The sequence below is a fragment of the Vibrio amylolyticus genome (genome assembly GCF_023145695.1).
Lineage (GTDB): Bacteria > Pseudomonadota > Gammaproteobacteria > Enterobacterales > Vibrionaceae > Vibrio > Vibrio amylolyticus.
On record NZ_JAJHVV010000002.1, the window covers coordinates 105,487 to 123,683 of the forward strand.

The window sequence follows — 18,197 nt, forward strand, 5'->3', positions numbered from 1 at the left end:
TACAAGCGCATAAATATGAATATAAGTGACCCACATTTTGACTGATTTTGCTGCTAGGCTAGATTTAATAGCCAAACAATCGGACGTGTTTAAGCAATATGGACGTGGTGTAGAGCGTGAGACCTTACGCTACCACCAGAACGGACACCTTGCGACCACACCACACCCTGACGGATTAGGTTCAGCGTATTCAAATGAATGGATAACCACTGACTTTTCTGAGTCTCTTCTGGAGTTCATTACTCCTGTTTCCCACGACGTTTCGACTTTAGTTTACCAACTCGAAGACATTCATCACTTCGCCCAAAAGAACTTAGGTGAAGAGAAAATGTGGCCATTATCGATGCCTTGTTATGTCGGTGTTGAAGATGACATCAATCTTGCGTATTACGGCACATCAAATTCCGGCAAGATGAAGACGCTCTATCGTGAAGGCTTGAAGCACCGCTATGGTAGCTTGATGCAGATTATCTCTGGTGTGCATTTTAACTTCTCGTTTCCAGAAACGTTTTGGGATGCGCTTTACGGTGAACAGCAACAAAGTGAGCGCGAAGCGAGTAAGTCAGATGCTTATTTTGGCTTGATTCGTAATTACTACCGTTTTGGCTGGTTAATTCCTTACTTCTTCGGTGCGTCACCGGCACTGTGTTCTTCTTTCTTAAAAGGAAGAGAAACCAAGCTTCCGTTTGAAAATATCAATCAAACCTTGTATCTGCCGCATGCGACGTCACTAAGGTTAAGTGACTTAGGTTATACCAACAGCGCTCAAAGCGTGCTCAAAATTGGATTTAACAGTTTAGAGCAATACCTTGAAGGGTTGAATAAAGCGATTCGCACGCCTTCAGAAGAGTTTGCCAATATTGGCATCAAGGTAGAAGGAGAGTACCGCCAGTTGAATAGCAATGTACTGCAAATTGAAAATGAATTGTATGCGCCTATTCGCCCTAAACGCGTAGCAAAATCAGATGAAAAACCGTCTGAGGCACTAGGCCGTGCAGGGGTTGAATATATTGAAGTTCGTTCTTTAGATGTGAATCCATTCAGCTCAGTTGGTATTACCGAAGAGCAAGTTCGTTTCCTCGATCTTTTCCTGACATGGGCGACGTTAAGTGACTCTGATCCTATGGACGATTGCGAGCTTAAGTGCTGGAGAGATAACTGGAACAAGGTCATTCTTGAAGGACGAAAAACAGGGTTAGAATTACAGATTGGTTGTCGAGGAGAACAGTTGACGCTTCAAGCATGGGCTAAGCGTGTGTTTGATGATCTGATACTGATTGCTCGCTCAATGGATGAAGCGCACGGTGGACGCGCTTATCAAGATGTTTGTGACAAGCTTATTCAGTGGATAGATCAACCTGAACTGACTATCTCTGGGCAATTGCTCGCAATGACGAAGCAATATGGTGGACTGGGCCAACTTGGATGTGAGCTAGGGATGACCTATCGTCAGCAATACCAGCAGCACCAATATAAAGTATACTCTCAACAACAGATGGAATCGGAAGTGATTCGCTCTCGTGAAGCGCAAGCAGCGGTAGAGAGTAGTGATACTGAAGAATTCGATACCTATTTAGAGAACTACTTTTCATACTTAAAGTAGTGGCACGAAATCCCGTTGTTAACGTGCTCTGATAATTGAGACTCAACAACTAAGACTGAATGACTTAGTGAGTTGAGCTGAACGGCACAGGTTAGGGATGGCTTGTGCACAATAATGATTAAGGAAAAGCAATGCCGTTATTAGATAGTTTTACCGTCGACCACACTCGTATGAATGCACCCGCTGTACGTGTTGCAAAAACAATGCAGACACCTAAAGGCGATACTATTACGGTGTTCGATCTACGTTTTACTGCGCCAAACAAAGAGATTCTTTCAGAAGAAGGTATTCATACATTAGAGCACTTATATGCGGGTTTCATGCGTAATCACCTAAATGGTGATTCAGTCGAGATCATCGATATCTCACCAATGGGTTGTCGTACTGGGTTCTACATGAGCCTGATCGGTACACCAAGTGAAGACGTCGTTGCTGCTTCATGGTTAGCGGCAATGGAAGATGTATTGAAAGTTGCTGATCAAAATAAAATCCCAGAGCTGAATGAATATCAATGTGGTACGGCTGCAATGCACTCACTCTCTCAAGCTCAAGAGATTGCTAAGAACATTATTTCAGCGGGTATCTCAGTGAACAAAAATGATGAGCTAGCACTACCAGAAGCGATGCTAAAAGAGCTTAAAGTAGACTAATTCTTCTTAAAGAAGTGATACTAAAAAGCCTTGAGATTAATGGTCTCAAGGCTTTTTTATTTTCGCTATCTTGTCGCCAGAGTGAATACCTGACCCCTTTATTCGTATTAAGAGACCTTTGGGAAGACTCTGACTAGCTTGATGCGATTCTCTTCAAGCTCAACGATTTCCATAGGGTGTTTGGCTACCTGGATGCTGATGTGGCTCTCTGGGATATCTTCAAGGTGTTCTAGAATCAAACCATTAAGGGTTCTTGGCCCGTCCGTTGGTAGTTTCCATTGCAGCCCTTTGTTGATATCACGAATATTGGTACTTCCTTCAATAAGAAAACTCCCATCAGACTGTGGTGTGATTTCATCAGACAAGCTTGGTGCAATCGAGGTGGTAAATTCGCCAACAATTTCTTCAAGAATATCTTCTAACGTCACTAGCCCATTGATGTCGCCATACTCATCGACAATCAAGCCGATACGCTGCTTATTTCGTTGGAATTTCAATAATTGAACGTTAAGCGGTGTGCTCTCTGGAATGAAGTACACTTCATCAGCCGCTCTAAGTAGGGTTTCTTTATTAAACTCATTCTTTTCAAGCATCAGACGATATGCTTCACGAAGCCTTAGCATGCCCACGACTTCATCAATTTGGTCGCGGTAAAGAACAACTCGTCCATGGGGGGAGTGGGTTAATTGGCGAACAATAGACTTCCAGTCATCGTTTATATCGATTCCCGTTATTTCATTACGAGGAATCATGATGTCATTGACCGTGACATGCTCTAAATCGAGAATAGAGACCAACATGTCTTGGTGGCGCTGAGGAATCAGGTTCCCAGCTTCATTCACAACCGTTCTTAATTCTTCTGAGCTTAGATGATCTTCTTGACTATGATCCGCTTTAACGCCTAATAAGCGAATAAATCCATTGGTAATAAAGTTCACTAAGATCACAAGTGGAGAAAGCAGCTTCATTAAGATAAGAAGAAGGATACTGCTGGCGTAGGAAACGCGTTCTGGATAGAGCGATGCGATGGTTTTCGGGGTCACTTCTGCAAATACGAGGATAACTAACGTCAATATACCGGTTGCCAAAGCCACACCCACATCGCCATATAACCGCATACCTATGATGGTTGCGATTGCAGAGGCGAGGATATTAACTAAGTTATTCCCGATAAGGATCAGACCAATGAGTCGATCTGGGCGGCTTAAGAGTTTTTCAACACGCTTTGCGCCTTTGTGCCCTGTTCCGGCTAAATGCTTTAACCGATAACGGTTTAGAGACATCATTCCCGTTTCTGAGCCTGAAAAGTATCCGGAGATAACGATCAAACAGCCAAGTAACGTGAATAAAAAAACAGTGGAGATGTCGTCCAATCTAGAGTTTCCCTTTTTGTTTGTTGCTTAATTTATGACCGATAATAATAAAGATGTCAATGATACAGATAACATTGCACCTGATTAAAAGGTAATAAGAAGAGTTACTTAACTCTTACATTTAGAGTTAAGTGAGAATGATCTCTTTGACAAATCGACTACCAAAGTAAGCCAAAGTGAGTAATGTTGCACCGGCTACAGCAAACCAAGTGACTTTACGCCCACGCCAACCTTTTTGATAGTGACCCCAAAGTAGAGTCGAGTAGATAACCCAAGCAATAAACGATAAAACGCCTTTATGTGCCTTTCCTTGAGCAAACATATCATGAACGAAGAACGTACCCGTAATGAGAGTTCCAGTTAATAGCAGTGTTCCAATGAGGATAATTTTAAATAATTGACGCTCAACCATCATTAGTGGTGGTAAGTTCGGGTTGATAGCCAAGGCCTTTTTCGCTTTTAGTTTATGATCTAACCAGGCCAGTTGTAGCGCGTATAACGCACCAATGGAGAGGGTAGAGTAGGAGAAAAGCGCTAAAGAGATGTGTACAAGCAGTTTTGGTTCATTCTCTAAGTGAGTAATGAAGGTGCTTGATAAGAAGGTCGCCGCTAAAAGGTTAATGGCTGAAAAGCTATATACGACAGGTAATAGAAACCACAGCCTCGTTTTGAGCATGGCAACACTCATAACAACAGAGATGATAAAACTAATTAATGAAGCGACATTGAGAATGCTTAGGTTCTGTCCATTTTCATTAAAAATAAGATCACTTAATAGCCAGCCATGAAAAGCCAGCGCAACAGCAGCACTGATAAAGACAGTTTTCGAGCGTATTCCCGTCTGTTGAATCAATCCAGGAACAATCGTTGCGATGGCGAGCGCATATAAAATTGCAGAAGTAACGGCGATTAAGTTATCCATCAATATCACAAGTTTTGTTGTTGAATTAAGGAATTATAACCTGCATCAAGCGGTTGGGCTATCGTATATCCGGATAGAATTGCAATAGATGAGATATCAAAACTAAAGAAGGCGTTTACAACGGGTATGACTCCACTCATGGCTAATGTATACTCACAGTAATTTGTCGCCTGATAGCGAAGAGTATAAAGATGTTTGACAATTTAACAGATCGATTATCCAAAACGCTGAAAAATATCAGCGGTAAAGGTCGTTTGACCGAAGATAATATTAAAGAGACGCTGCGCGAAGTTCGTATGGCGTTGCTAGAAGCGGACGTAGCACTGCCTGTTGTTCGTGATTTCGTAAAGCGTGTAAAAGAGGGCGCGGTGGGTGTAGAGGTTTCTAAATCTCTTACTCCAGGCCAAGAGTTCATCAAAATCGTTCAAGCAGAACTTGAAGCGGTTATGGGTGAATCCAATGAAGCGCTTGATTTAGCGGCTCAGCCTCCTGCTGTCATCTTAATGGCTGGTTTACAAGGTGCAGGTAAAACAACCAGTGTCGGTAAACTTTCTAAGCTATTAACGGAAAGAGACAAAAAGAAAGTTCTTGTTGTGTCTGCCGATGTTTATCGCCCTGCGGCAATCAAACAGCTAGAAACTCTTGCTACTGATGTAGGGGTTGATTTCTTCCCATCATCAGCCGATCAAAAGCCGATTGATATTGCAAACGCAGCGATTGATCACGCTAAGAAAAAATTCTACGACGTTCTTCTTGTCGATACTGCGGGTCGTTTAGCGGTTGATGAAGAGATGATGGCTGAGATTAAAGAGCTTCACGGCGCGATTAATCCTGTTGAGACTCTTTTTGTTGTTGACGCCATGACAGGCCAAGATGCAGCGAATACAGCGAAAGCGTTTGGCGATTTACTGCCATTAACCGGTGTCATCCTAACTAAGGTTGATGGTGACGCACGTGGTGGTGCTGCTTTATCTGTTCGTCATATTACTGGTAAACCAATTAAGTTCTTAGGTGTCGGTGAGAAAACTGACGCGCTAGAACCGTTCCACCCTGATCGTGTCGCTTCACGTATTCTGGGCATGGGTGACGTTTTATCTCTTATCGAAGATCTTCAGCGTAATGTTGATACTGATAAAGCGGACAAACTTGCTAAGAAATTCAAAGAGAAGAAAGGTTTCGACCTAGAAGACTTCCGTGAGCAGCTTGGCCAGATGCAAAACATGGGCGGAATGATGGGTATGATGGACAAGCTACCCGGCATGAGCAACGTACCAGATAACGTCAAAGATAAAGTTGACGACAAAATGTTTAAGCAGATGGAAGCGATCATTAACTCAATGACGATGAAAGAGCGTAAGCGTCCTGAGCTCATTAAAGGGTCACGCAAGAAACGCATCGCAGCCGGCTCTGGTACTCAGGTACAAGACGTTAACCGCCTATTGAAGCAATTTACCCAGATGCAGAAAATGATGAAGAAAATGCAGAAAGGTGGCATGAAAGGCATGATGCGCAACATGCAAGGCATGATGGGCGGCGGCGGCATGGGTGGTATGGGCGGAATGGGTGGTGGCGGTGGCTTCAATCCATTCGGTCGTTAATCGTATCGTATTCATTAGTCTTGAACCTAAGCTAACTTTATTTTCAAGCTGTTAGCTAAATCACAAATTATATTTACTTTTTGTGGTGGTGAAAAAGTAGCTAAATGTCTTGCAAAGCCTCGGAATAAGAGTAAAATTCCGAGGCTTTATTTTGGCACGAGACCCCAAATCGACTTTTAAAAGACGGTTTCTGGGGTTAATTTTATTTTTGAGAAAGCAAAAGAGGACGACATGGTAACCATTCGTTTGGCACGTCACGGCGCAAAAAAACGCCCATTCTATCAAATCGTAGTAGCGGACAGCCGCAATGCTGCAACTGGCCGTTTCATTGAAAAAGTAGGTTTCTTTAACCCTACTGCTACTGGTCAAGAAGAAGGTCTACGTCTAGACCTAGATCGCGTTAACCACTGGGTTGGTCAAGGCGCATCTGTATCTGACCGCGTAGCTAAGCTAGTAAAAGACGCTAAAAAAGCGGCTTAATTCTTTATTTATAGAGAAGTAGCTTATGTCGATGAAAGGAAAAGAAACAATGAGTGAGCAAAACGAAAAAATTGTTATGGGCAAGTTTGGTGCTACCTATGGCATTCGCGGCTGGCTTAAGGTTTTTTCCTACACAGACAATGCTGAAAGCATTTTCGATTACAGTCCTTGGTTTATTAAAATTAAGGGCGAGTGGGTTGAATACAAAGTAGAAAGCTGGAAGCGTCATAGCAAAGCTATGGTGGCTAAACTAGCTGGTTTGGAAGTTCGCGAAGAAGCGCACTTACTGACTAATTTCGAAATCGCTATTGACCCTGCAGCGCTACCTGAATTGTCAGAAGAGGAATTCTACTGGCGTGAATTGTTTGGAATGCAAGTGGTAACCACCAAAGGTTACGATTTGGGTAAAGTGACGGATGTCATGGAAACCGGTTCAAACGATGTTCTCGTAGTGAAAGCAAATCTAAAAGATGCTTTTGGGCAAAAGGAACGATTAATCCCGTTTCTTGAAGAGCAAGTGATCAAATCAGTTGATCGCAATGCTCAACGGATCGAAGTTGACTGGGATCCTGGATTCTAACTCCAAGTAACATTGCGAATAGAACCAAGCTTATATTGGTGAAAACATGTGGATTGGCATAATTAGCCTGTTTCCTGAAATGTTCCGCAGCGTTACTGATTATGGAGTAACAGGTCAAGCGGTTAAAAAAGGTCTTTTGTCGGTAGAGACATGGAATCCTCGCGATTTCACTCACGACAAACATCGCACTGTTGATGATAGACCTTACGGTGGTGGTCCTGGCATGCTTATGATGGTTCAGCCTTTGCGCGATGCTATTCATACAGCAAAACAAGCCTCACCGGGAAAGACGAAGGTTATTTACCTTTCACCTCAAGGTCGTAAGCTCGACCAACAAGGTGTTGAAGAGTTGGCTACTAATGAGAACTTGATTCTTATCTGTGGTCGCTATGAAGGGGTAGATGAGCGCATTATACAATCCGAAGTTGACGAAGAATGGTCGATAGGTGATTTTGTAATGACGGGTGGTGAGATACCAGCCATGACGTTGATTGATTCAGTCTCACGGTTTGTTCCGGGAGTATTAGGGGATTTCGCGTCGGCAGAAGAAGACTCTTTTGCCAATGGCTTGTTAGATTGTCCACATTATACGCGTCCAGAACTACTAGACGATAAATCAGTGCCTTCGGTATTGATGTCTGGTAACCATAAGGACATTCGTCGCTGGCGATTACAACAGTCGCTAGGCCGTACTTGGCTTAGAAGACCAGAGCTTCTGGAAAACCTAGCTCTGACTGACGAACAGGAACAATTACTGGCCGAATTTATTAAAGAGCATCGCTCTAATAAAAAGTAAGCAGTAACCTATTTTATTTAGTATCAGTTTATTCTAGGAATTTAAAAATGAGTAACATCATCAAGGCTCTTGAAGAAGAGCAACTAAAATCAGACCTACCTAAATTTGCTCCAGGTGACACTGTAGTAGTTCAAGTTAAGGTAAAAGAAGGTGACCGTGAGCGTCTACAGGCTTTTGAAGGCGTTGTAATCGCTATCCGTAACCGTGGTCTGCACTCTGCATTCACTGTACGTAAGATCTCGAACGGTGAAGGTGTAGAGCGTACGTTCCAAACACATTCTCCAATGGTTGATAGCATCGAAGTTAAACGCCGTGGTGCAGTACGTCGTGCCAAGTTGTACTACCTACGTGAGCGTTCTGGTAAGTCAGCTCGTATCCGCGAGAAGCTTGCTAAGAAGTAATGCTATAACTAGCGTTCTCATAAGAAAAACGGAGCCAATAGGCTCCGTTTTTTTATGTCTTGAGTTTAAGCTGGCTAGGTTTCCCTATTACATCGTCATCGGTACTCATTTACTACCGTAAACTCCGTTCCTCTTCCTTGTTCTAGAAAAATCTAGCTTCGTTTAAATCTCAATTCATTCTGTTTTCTAATATTAAAACGAAATAAAAAAGAAAAAGGCTGATCCCAATGGCATCAACCTTCATTATTTCGTTAGCCGTTAGCCGTTAGCCGTTAGCCGTTAGCCGTTAGCCGTTAGCCGTTAGCTGTTAGCTGTTAGCTTTAATGTGGGTCTTCTGACCAACCGTCGCTGTCTGACATATCAGGAGCGCCAGCAATGGTATTCTCTTCATCGGCCCATTCACCAAAGTCTATCATTTGGCACTGCTTACTACAGAAAGGGCGGTGTGGGCTTTGCTCTCCCCACTCTACCTCAGCGCTGCATTGCGGACACTTAACAATCGTGATTTTTTTAGACATTGATTCAATCTCGTATTGGAATTGCCGATATTGTCGGCTCTGGGTAGCTAAATTGCAACTCGATAATAGAGCCGAAGTTCATTGCTTTACTAAGCGCTCAGAGTATCTAGAGTAACGCTTTAAGGCGATCGCGACTAACTGCAAACCGCTAGCGTAAATTGAATATCCTGAGTACACGCTTGACCAGACTTGAATTCAATGAATTTAATAGCGAATCGATTTTTATGTCCTGAGATCATAGGGTAGACACCATATTGCAGTGGGATCTCTAGCCTTAGGATATTAGCGTCTTCGGCATCACTCTGGAAAAAGCCGTTATTTGCCATTTGTGGTTGGTTATAGCCGGTCTCTCGAGCGAGCTTGAGCCAGAGTGTCAGTGCGTCAGAGAGAGGCATCAGTGTCTCTAGCCACTGCTTAGTGTCATGCTCTTTGTGAGTCTTTGGTAAGTGAAGCCAATGATGCAGCGCGGGTAGGTCAAAACAACATGAGCCACCAGGTAAGTTGAAGCGTTGACGAATGGTACTAATGAATCGGTCTTCTTTTAGCGATTGACCAAAACGTTCTGCGGTCATTAATTTGCCATGAACAAGGTCAACTTCTTTCAATACATTGAGCAGCATCGCTTGGTCGACGCCATCCACGTTAAGCCAGCTCTTATAGGTTAGACGCTGCTTCTCTATATCTTTAGCCAGTTCGGTTTTTAATTGAATTTGTTCGAATATTTCTAATAGATCAAACAGGGAACGGAAAAACAGTAGATGCTGAAGATCATCAGAAAACTGCGACGAGACATTCAGTTGACGGAGCAGCGCTTCTACTCGTAAATAGATGCGTGTCTTCTCATTAAGAGGATGTTCAAACTTATGAGTGGTCATTGATATCGCCTTCGAATGTCTCTTTGCTATTTTCACGATTTTGCTTACTAATAGCTAGATACTTTTGATGTAATTCTGTGATTTGGGGCAGAAGTTCTCTGTTTTTTGTGTCATTTTTAATCACATCATCAGCAAAGCTAAGACGCTCTTCTCTGCTTGATTGTGAAGAAAGAATCGATTGAGCTTGTTCGATAGAAACCCCGTCTCGATTCATTGTTCGTTCAATCTGCGTCTCTTCATTAACATCAACGACTAAAACTCGGTCTGTCATAACTTGTAGATTGTTTTCAATCAGTAAAGGTACAACGAGCAGCACATAAGGAGAGCTAACAGCTTTGATCTCTGCTTGCATTTTCAGCCTGATGAGTGGATGAAGTAGAGCATTAAGCCACTGCTTATCTGCTGGATTAGAGAAGATCTTCTCGCGCAATTTAGCTCTATTCAGCTCTCCATTCTCAACAACGATGTCAGATCCAAAATGTTGAATGATGGCGTTCAACCCTTCGCTATTTGGCTCTACCACCTCGCGAGCGACAATATCAGCATCGACAATCTCAATGTTGAAGTGCTGCTGGAATAGATCCGCAACGGTTGTCTTACCACTGGCTATGCCACCAGTCACGCCAACTACAAAAGTCATGTTATATCCCCATTACCGAGCCAAAATACCATGACATGATTGACTCGCCCCAAATTAAGGCAACCCAACCCGCAATAGCGAGGTAAGGGCCAAAAGGAAATGCTTTATCAATTCCCTTCTTTTGTAAACGAAGCTGAATAATGCCAAACACAAGTCCAACGAGTGAGGATAGTAAGATGATCATCGGTAGATATTGCCAACCTAGCCAAGCACCTAGGGCGGCGAGGAGTTTGAAATCGCCATACCCCATCCCCTCTTTACCGGTTAATAGTTTAAATCCCCAGTAAACAGACCATAAGCACAAGTAACCAGCAATCGCACCTATAACGGCGTCTTGCAGTGATATCGGGCTAATTTGAAACAGTGCTAGAGCGATACCAGACCATACAAGAGGAAGCGTCAGCTGATCAGGCAGTAGCATAGTATCAAGATCAATGAAGGTTGCGGATATTAAAACAAAGGTGAACAGGACCAATGCGATGGTGAAGTAGCTAGGGCCAAAGCTGTATGCCACGACGCCGCTCATTAACGCGGTTAATAACTCTATTAACGGGTAGCGAGCTGAAATTTTGTTTTCACAGTGGTGACACTGGCCTCGTAAAAATAGCCAGCTAAGCACAGGAATATTATCAATAAGGCGTAACTGAGTTTTACACTTAGGGCAGGTTGAGCGAGGAATGCTCAATGAGTACACGCCTTCTGGTGGCGTAATTTTATATTCAGGGAAGGAGTCTGCACACTCTTGACGCCATTCTCGCTCCATGATGATCGGCAGTCGGTGAATCACCACATTAAGAAAGCTGCCGATAATAAGACCGAAGATCACGGCAAAGGTGGTAAATAACCAAGGGTGTAACTCAAACACTTCCATATTTTCACTCAGGTAATGGGTAGAAATAGCGGTAACATATCGCTATTACCATATCAGAGCTTCATACTATCCTAATACACTCATTAAGTTAAAGATTGGTAAATACATTGCGACAACTAATCCCCCAATCACAACGCCTAAAAAGACGATGATAAGGGGTTCAAGGATTTTGCCTAAATTATCAACTGTATTATCAACTTCAAACTCATAGATGGTTGCCACTTTATTAAGCATGTCGTCAAGACAACCAGACTCTTCGCCTATCATGACCATCTGCAACACCATTTCAGGAAATGCTGCGGTATTTCTCATTGCTATGTACATAGGCATTCCGGCAGACGTCTCTTGGTGCACCGAATCAATAGCGGTTTGATAATGAAGGTTTCCCGAGGTTTTCGCGGTGGTTTTTAAGCTCGTTAAAATGGGAATACCGGCGCTAAAGCTAGTGGCCAGCGTTCGACTAAATTTAGCAATCGCCGCTTTGGAGAACACGCCTCCTATAACAGGCAGTTTTAAGCTCAGTTTACTGGTAGAAAGTCGGACTCGAAATGATTTTTTCCGAATCACTTTCACCGCGATAATCAAAGCAACAAGGGAGAGCAGAATCATGAAGCTATAAGCCTGAACCCAGTGGGAGAGATATAGAACCTGTTGAGTGAACCAAGGCAAATCAGCGCCAAAGCCTTTAAACATACTCTCAAACTCAGGAATTACCATTGTGAGCATGAGATAAGAGACACTTAGGGCGACCATGATCACCATCGCGGGATAGATTAGCGCTTTGATGACTTTGGCTCTCAGCTGTTCACTTTTCTCTCGATAAGTGGCGAGGCGCTCAAACACTTCAGGTAAATTGCCTGATTGCTCTCCTGTCGCGACAAGATCAACATATAAGGCATCAAAGTGAGGGCTCGCAGTACGCAGTGCTTTAGAGATGGGAGTACCTGCTTCCACGCCTTTACTGACCTGAGAGAGAATCGATTTCATCTCGGCTTTTCGGTTGTTGTCTGAGACCAATTTCAATGCTTGAATAATAGGAACCCCAGTCCCTAACATGGTGGCAAGTTGACGGGTTAATATGGTGATATCTTTGGCTTTGACTCGATGTGTAATACGAGTAAAAAACGACACATTGCCTTTTTTTATCTTCTTTATTTGAATGTACTGCTCTTTGAGTTTATCTCGCACTTCTAGCTCAGATAGCGCTAAGATCTGCCCTGATACACGTTTCCCTACGCTGTTTATTCCCTTCCAACGATAATTTTTAAGTTGAACTTGTTTGGTTTTTCTCATTAATTACTCACCTAATTCACCCGATCAGAAGTAGAGAACACGTTGAAGTTCTGCGTAACTGGTGATGCCCTGTTTGAGTTTTTCGATACCCGATTGCTGTAAAGTTTGCATTCCTGCCGATTTGGCTAAACTTTCAATTTCAAGCATTGATGCGCCTTTCATGACCGCATCGGCCATATCGTGATCAAACGGCATGACTTCGTAAATGCCCGTTCGCCCAGAGTAGCCACCATTACATTCATTGCAGCCCTCATCATTGGCCTTAAAAATAAGGCCATTCTCGCTGAGAGATAATGTTTTTATCAGTGCCTCGTCTTGATGGGGAAGCTTACAGTGTGGGCACAATTTTCGAGCCAGCCGTTGGGCGATGATCAAACTCAGTGAAGAGGCCAGATTAAACGCTTCAATCCCCATGTTACTTAGCCGAATCACGGTTTCTGCCGCAGAGTTAGTATGTAAGGTTGATAAAACTAGATGTCCAGTCTGAGCGGCTTTGATGGCAATCTCTGCGGTATCTAAATCTCGAATCTCACCCACCATGACAATATCGGGATCTTGTCGAAGAAAAGATCGCAGCGCTTTAGCAAACCCAAAACCAATCTTGGGTTGCACCTGTACTTGGTTAACGCCTGAGAGGTTGATCTCAACGGGATCTTCCGCGGTGGAAATATTCACTTGCGATGTATTGAGGATATTGAGCCCAGTGTAGAGGGAGATGGTTTTGCCACTACCCGTAGGGCCTGTCATTAATATCATGCCTTGAGGCTGTTTTAAGGCGTTGAGGTAGAGCTGCTTTTGTTTGTCGCTGTAGCCAAGTTTGTCTATATCCAAGTTAGCACTGCTGCTATCGAGAAGTCGTAATACAATTTTCTCTCCCCACAATGTAGGAAGGGTAGAAACCCGCATATCAATCGCGGTGCTCTCATCAAGGCGAAGCTTAATGCGACCATCTTGAGGAAGGCGTCGTTCGGCAATATCGAGCTTGGCAAGGATCTTAAGCCGAGCAGAGAGACGACGACTTAAATGGTTTGCTGGAGTTTGGGTTTCAACCAAAATACCATCGCATCGAAGTCGGATTCGGTAGAGTTCATCGTAAGGTTCAAAATGAATATCGGATGCCCCTTTACGTACAGCATCTAACAGAACTTGATTGATAAATCGGCTGACAGGGGCATCATCTTGGCTCAGGTTTTCAACCAGTTGTATTTCGTCATCACCCACATCCACCAAGCTGGCGAGCTCATCTTGGCTGATCTCTTTGGCTGATGATTGACTGGTATTGACGGAGGTGCCGTACAGGCGACGAATTGAAGCTTGAAGCGCTTTGCAATCGGCTAGAACCAACTCAACTTGCTGACCGGTGGCAAAGCGAAATTCATCCTCAACTTCTGTGTAAGTGGGGTCTGAAACGGCGACTGAGAGAACTAAACCATTATTTTGCACTGGTAGAGCTTGATAGCGGGTGATGAGCTCACGTAATCCAAGGGAGTGACAAAGAGAGGTGTAATCGTAGTGGCTAAGCTCAGTCACGCTGAGACCAAAAATAGAACTAATGTGCTGAGTGAGATCGTGGTGCTCGAACAACTCAAGGTCGAGCAAAGCTTCAGGTACCGTCATACCCGAAGCGATCACGTGCTCTTTTAGGTTCTGTTCTTGCACCAAACTCAGTAATTCAGCTTGGCGCAAGATGGTAGGGAGGTTGGTTAGCATTAGTTGGTTTTAACACAGCCTTTAGGCTCTGTTAATGTACTTGGTGTTAATAAGACACCACATGTCCAGCCATCAGTTGCTGATCTAGTGTATGTAAATACAGTTTTATCGACAGCGCCTTTATTATGAGTAAAAGTGATTGACCCATCATTTTCTATTTTCAGAGCTCCTAGGTTATTTGCAGTTGTTTTAACGCCCAAAATAGAGGTATCAGAGCCACTTAGTGCCCCGTGTTCCTGTATGTAAAGCTCAGCCGGGGTTATCACCGATTTTAAGGTAGCAAAGCCCGAGGCAAGCTCACTTTTCGATACGTAATCTTTATAAGCAGGCACTGCAATCGCCGACAACACACCAATGATCGCCACAACAATCATCAACTCAATTAGGGTAAAGCCTTTCTGTTTCTTATTGATCGCTTTCATTACTTTCTCCGTTTGCGATGTATAAGGGATGCAGCAAGAGTAAATAGAGCCAAATATTCTAGAAATAGAGGGCGAAGGGTGGCGCGAGGCAAATAGTCGAAGTTAAACCTATATTACATTCGAAGTGCAAAATTATTCGACGAGTGGCATATAACGGTTATATGTGGGGGAAGAAATTTTTGAGAGAGGAGGGGGGGAGTGATTACGGGGAAAAGAAAAAGAGAGGCATAAATGACATTGGCCTCTCTTGTTACATTTAGAATATTGTCGCGAACTTTAATCGATTAAGATTGGAATCTCATCGATAGGTCCATTGCTTTTAGGTGTTTAGTGAGCGCACCAACAGAGATGTAATCTACGCCCGTTTCCGCAAACTCGCGAATAGTTTCAAGAGTTACATTGCCCGAATTCTCTAGTGCTGCGCGCCCAGCGTTAATTTTAACGGCTCCACGCATCATGTCGGTGGTGAAGTTGTCTAGCATAATGATATCAGCACCAGCATCAATCGCTTGCTGTAGTTCCGCTAAGCTCTCTGTCTCAATCTCTACAGGTTTACCTGGGTTTAGCTCTTTGGCTGTTTTCACCGCTTGCTCAATACCACCACAGGCAATAATGTGGTTTTCTTTAATGAGGTAAGCATCAAACACGCCAATACGGTGATTGAAACCGCCACCACAGGCCACCGCGTACTTAAGTGCGCTACGTAAACCTGGAATCGTTTTACGCGTGTCTAAAAGGCGACACTCGGTCCCTTCCAATTGTTTCGCGTAAGTTGCTGTGACACTTGCACAACCTGACAGTGTTTGAATGAAGTTCATTGCATTACGCTCGCCCGTTAATAGTGCGCGCGCTGGGCCAGATAGAGTACATAGAGTTTGATTCGGCTCTACCTTATCACCATCTTCGACATGCCATTCGATGCTAACGGTGCCACCGATCTGTTTAAACACTTCATCTGCCCAAGCTCGGCCACAGAAGACGCCGTGTTCACGAGTGATTATGGTCGCAACATTATGCGCGTCCGCAGGGATTAAACTTGCAGTAATATCAGCGTCGACATCAATGGCACCACCAAGATCTTCTCTCAGTGTTTCAGCTACTGCTCGGGTGATCTCTAGCGGTAGTTGCGTTTTTAAATAATCAAGACGTTCTTGGCTGTTATGTGTGTTTTTCATCGCAAATTTAATCGTTGGCTTTGGGGGAGAGGGCATGATACGCGGAGTCGGAATGAAATTCAGCCATTAATCTCGCTTTTCATCTCGGAATGGATAAAATCGATTTGAAGATGAGTAAAAAGGGCAAGATAAATGATTGATCAACAAGGATGGTATGACGGTGCAATGCATCTTCCTTCCCCACATTGCGATTTTCGAGAGGATCCTAATGATATTTCACTATTGGTGATTCATAACATTAGCCTTCCGCCTAGCCAGTTTGGCGGCCCTTATATCGAGCAGTTTTTTACGGGCAAGCTTGATTCTTCACAACACCCCTTCTTCAAGGTGATCCAAAACATGCGAGTGTCCGCGCACTGCCTTATTGATCGTGAAGGAAAGGTCATCCAGTTTGTACCATTTATTGAGCGAGCGTGGCACGCAGGCGTTTCTTCATTTGCTGGCAGAGAACGATGCAATGATTATTCTATTGGTATTGAGTTGGAAGGGGATGACATCAGTGCTTACAGTGAGGCTCAGTACAACGCATTGGCGTCATTAACTCGGGAGTTGATAAGGCAGTACCCTTTGATTACAAAAGAGAGAATCACGGGGCATCAATATATTGCCCCGCTGCGAAAAACCGACCCTGGCTTAGTCTTTGATTGGCGAAAGTTCACCGCACTGCTTGACTGAGTTAATCGAGTGTCGCTTGGTACTCAACAAGAACCTGCTCTACCCATGTTGTAATGCGCTCGTCGCTGAGTTCGTATTGAGAGTCTTCATCAAGCGCAAGGCCAACAAAGTGCTTACCATCTGCGGTGAGCGCTTTGGATGCTTCAAACTCGTAGCCTTGATTCGGCCAGTAGCCAATCATATTAGCGCCAGTCGTTATTAGCTCATCATGTAGAAGACCCATCGCATCGAGAAACCACTCGCCATAGCCTTCTTGATCGCCTAAGCCGAATAGTGCTACGTACTTGTCGTTTAACGACACGCCAGCGATTTTTTGCCATATTTCGCTCCAATCTTCTTGGATTTCACCAAAGTCCCAAGTGGAGATCCCGAGTATCAATAGGTCGTAATCATTCATCAATGAAAGAGGGCTCTCTTTCACATTGTGAATATCCACTAGCTCTTCTCCAATAATAGCGCGTATTTTTTCCGCTGCCATTTCGGTGTAGCAGGTTGTCGAGCCGTAAAATAAACCAATCTTCATATTGTTACATTGTTGAGGTGCGATGACGGATTTTAACCATAAAGATGCCATGAATGCAGTTAGAATTTTAATTAATGGACAAAATTATGGCTTTAGTGGCTGCAGTCACATAACCTTTAGGGATTGAAGTTAAAGAGATTTATCGTGTCGAAAATATCAAAAAAAGTATCTTCTGCCGAGCGAGCGATCACTTCTCCAGAAGAAGGTATGTTGGAGTCATTTCTAGATACTATGTGGATGGAGCGGGGACTTTCTGAAAATACTCTGATTTCCTATCGCAATGATTTAACAAAGTTGCTCAATTGGATGTCGGATAATCATTATCGTCTAAATGCGATCAGCTTATCAGGTCTACAAGAGTATCAAACCTGGTTGGTGGACAAAGAGTATAAGCAGACCTCAAGAGCGCGTATGCTTTCTGCGATACGTCGCCTGTTTCAATATCTGCATCGTGAAAAAGTGAGAGCGGATGATCCCAGTGCACTGCTGGTTAGCCCTAAGCTGCCGCAGCGATTACCCAAAGATCTTTCAGAAGAGCAAGTAGACGCGCTGCTTGATGCACCAGACCCTAATGATCCTATAGAGCTACGTGATAAGGCTATGTTAGAGCTGTTGTACGCAACAGGACTACGTGTGACCGAACTGGTGAGTTTGACTATGGAAAACGTGAGCTTACGACAAGGTGTGGTACGTGTAACGGGTAAAGGCGGAAAAGAGCGTTTGGTTCCAATGGGTGAGAATGCCGTTGATTGGATTGAAACTTTTATAGAGCAAGGGCGGTCTACGTTACTTGGAGAGAAATCTTCAGACGTTGTATTTCCCAGTAAAAGAGCAAGGCAGATGACCCGGCAAACATTCTGGCATAGGATAAAGCACTATGCTGTTATTGCAGGGATAGACACCGAGCTGTTGTCTCCGCATGTATTGAGGCATGCTTTCGCGACGCATTTGCTTAATTACGGAGCCGATTTGCGCGTTGTACAAATGTTATTAGGCCACAGTGACTTATCGACGACACAGATTTATACTCACGTCGCCACTGAAAGGCTAAAACAAATTCATAGTGAGCACCATCCAAGGGCTTAATTTTAA

20 protein-coding genes are annotated in these 18,197 nt (G+C 43.7%); 9 read left to right on the plus strand and 11 right to left on the minus strand.

Annotated features, from left to right (window positions below; translation table 11 throughout):
* Positions 1 to 37 precede the first annotated feature (37 nt).
* Both gshA and luxS read left to right on the plus strand, forming a co-directional pair.
* Entirely contained in the window at positions 38 to 1,603 is a 1,566-nt protein-coding gene (gene gshA, locus KP803_RS03490; protein ID WP_248007756.1) for a glutamate--cysteine ligase, read from the plus strand.
* A 131-nt stretch (positions 1,604 to 1,734) separates the two neighbouring features.
* Positions 1,735 to 2,253 carry an S-ribosylhomocysteine lyase gene (gene luxS, locus KP803_RS03495; protein WP_248007449.1) on the plus strand — a complete coding sequence of 173 codons (519 nt, stop codon included), beginning with the start codon at positions 1,735 to 1,737 and terminating at the stop codon, positions 2,251 to 2,253.
* Positions 2,254 to 2,360: 107 nt separating this feature from the next.
* Here luxS and KP803_RS03500 read toward each other — a convergent pair whose 3' ends face one another.
* On the minus strand, positions 2,361 to 3,626 hold the full coding sequence (locus KP803_RS03500) for an HlyC/CorC family transporter (protein ID WP_248007450.1): 1,266 nt from the start codon (positions 3,624 to 3,626) through the stop codon (positions 2,361 to 2,363).
* A gap of 127 nt (positions 3,627 to 3,753) precedes the next feature.
* A complete protein-coding gene (locus KP803_RS03505; RefSeq protein WP_248007451.1) occupies positions 3,754 to 4,548 on the minus strand; it encodes a cytochrome C assembly family protein in 795 nt (264 codons plus the stop codon).
* A 191-nt stretch (positions 4,549 to 4,739) separates the two neighbouring features.
* Here KP803_RS03505 and ffh point away from each other — a divergent pair, with 191 nt between their 5' ends.
* The 5 genes from ffh to rplS all read left to right on the plus strand — a co-directional run bounded on the left by ffh (position 4,740) and on the right by rplS (position 8,403).
* Positions 4,740 to 6,146, plus strand: a complete 1,407-nt coding sequence (ffh, locus tag KP803_RS03510) for a signal recognition particle protein (RefSeq protein ID WP_248007452.1) — start codon at positions 4,740 to 4,742, stop codon at positions 6,144 to 6,146.
* A 231-nt stretch (positions 6,147 to 6,377) separates the two neighbouring features.
* Complete coding sequence (gene rpsP, locus KP803_RS03515; protein ID WP_017036646.1) at positions 6,378 to 6,626, plus strand: 30S ribosomal protein S16; 249 nt, start codon at positions 6,378 to 6,380, stop codon at positions 6,624 to 6,626.
* A 25-nt stretch (positions 6,627 to 6,651) separates the two neighbouring features.
* Positions 6,652 to 7,206, plus strand: coding sequence for a ribosome maturation factor RimM (rimM, locus tag KP803_RS03520; RefSeq protein WP_248007453.1), 555 nt, complete (start codon positions 6,652 to 6,654; stop codon positions 7,204 to 7,206).
* A 46-nt stretch (positions 7,207 to 7,252) separates the two neighbouring features.
* On the plus strand, positions 7,253 to 8,002 hold the full coding sequence (trmD, locus tag KP803_RS03525; RefSeq protein WP_248007454.1) for a tRNA (guanosine(37)-N1)-methyltransferase TrmD: 750 nt from the start codon (positions 7,253 to 7,255) through the stop codon (positions 8,000 to 8,002).
* 47 nt (positions 8,003 to 8,049) lie between these two features.
* Positions 8,050 to 8,403, plus strand: coding sequence for a 50S ribosomal protein L19 (gene rplS, locus KP803_RS03530; protein WP_248007455.1), 354 nt, complete (start codon positions 8,050 to 8,052; stop codon positions 8,401 to 8,403).
* Positions 8,404 to 8,723: 320 nt separating this feature from the next.
* On the opposite strand, the gene yacG is transcribed toward rplS, so the two are convergent.
* The 8 genes from yacG to nadC all read right to left on the minus strand — a co-directional run bounded on the left by yacG (position 8,724) and on the right by nadC (position 15,907).
* Positions 8,724 to 8,921 (minus strand): DNA gyrase inhibitor YacG, encoded by a 198-nt coding sequence (gene yacG, locus KP803_RS03535; protein WP_248007456.1) that lies wholly within the window; start codon positions 8,919 to 8,921, stop codon positions 8,724 to 8,726.
* A gap of 134 nt (positions 8,922 to 9,055) precedes the next feature.
* Entirely contained in the window at positions 9,056 to 9,796 is a 741-nt protein-coding gene (gene zapD, locus KP803_RS03540; RefSeq protein WP_248007457.1) for a cell division protein ZapD, read from the minus strand.
* Positions 9,783 to 10,436, minus strand: coding sequence for a dephospho-CoA kinase (coaE, locus tag KP803_RS03545; protein WP_248007458.1), 654 nt, complete (start codon positions 10,434 to 10,436; stop codon positions 9,783 to 9,785). Before coaE ends, zapD begins: the two co-directional genes overlap by 14 nt.
* Position 10,437: 1 nt before the next feature.
* Positions 10,438 to 11,307, minus strand: a complete 870-nt coding sequence (locus tag KP803_RS03550; protein ID WP_248007459.1) for a prepilin peptidase — start codon at positions 11,305 to 11,307, stop codon at positions 10,438 to 10,440.
* A 66-nt stretch (positions 11,308 to 11,373) separates the two neighbouring features.
* Positions 11,374 to 12,600: a type II secretion system F family protein gene (locus KP803_RS03555; protein ID WP_248007460.1), complete on the minus strand. Its 1,227-nt coding sequence runs from the start codon at positions 12,598 to 12,600 to the stop codon at positions 11,374 to 11,376.
* A gap of 24 nt (positions 12,601 to 12,624) precedes the next feature.
* A complete protein-coding gene (gene pilB, locus KP803_RS03560; protein ID WP_248007461.1) occupies positions 12,625 to 14,310 on the minus strand; it encodes a type IV-A pilus assembly ATPase PilB in 1,686 nt (561 codons plus the stop codon).
* Positions 14,310 to 14,732, minus strand: a complete 423-nt coding sequence (locus KP803_RS03565) for a pilin (protein WP_248007462.1) — start codon at positions 14,730 to 14,732, stop codon at positions 14,310 to 14,312. The genes pilB and KP803_RS03565 overlap by 1 nt, the downstream gene beginning before the upstream one ends.
* Positions 14,733 to 15,016: 284 nt before the next feature.
* Positions 15,017 to 15,907, minus strand: a complete 891-nt coding sequence (nadC, locus tag KP803_RS03570) for a carboxylating nicotinate-nucleotide diphosphorylase (RefSeq protein WP_248007463.1) — start codon at positions 15,905 to 15,907, stop codon at positions 15,017 to 15,019.
* Between the two features lie 132 nt (positions 15,908 to 16,039).
* On the opposite strand from nadC, the gene ampD reads away from it, so the two are divergent.
* Entirely contained in the window at positions 16,040 to 16,582 is a 543-nt protein-coding gene (gene ampD, locus KP803_RS03575; protein WP_248007464.1) for a 1,6-anhydro-N-acetylmuramyl-L-alanine amidase AmpD, read from the plus strand.
* A 1-nt stretch (position 16,583) separates the two neighbouring features.
* Here the strand turns inward: ampD and fldB are convergent, their stop codons facing one another.
* On the minus strand, positions 16,584 to 17,105 hold the full coding sequence (gene fldB / locus KP803_RS03580; protein WP_248007465.1) for a flavodoxin FldB: 522 nt from the start codon (positions 17,103 to 17,105) through the stop codon (positions 16,584 to 16,586).
* Positions 17,106 to 17,312: 207 nt separating this feature from the next.
* On the opposite strand from fldB, the gene xerD reads away from it, so the two are divergent.
* On the plus strand, positions 17,313 to 18,191 hold the full coding sequence (gene xerD / locus KP803_RS03585; protein WP_248007757.1) for a site-specific tyrosine recombinase XerD: 879 nt from the start codon (positions 17,313 to 17,315) through the stop codon (positions 18,189 to 18,191).
* Positions 18,192 to 18,197 lie beyond the last annotated feature (6 nt).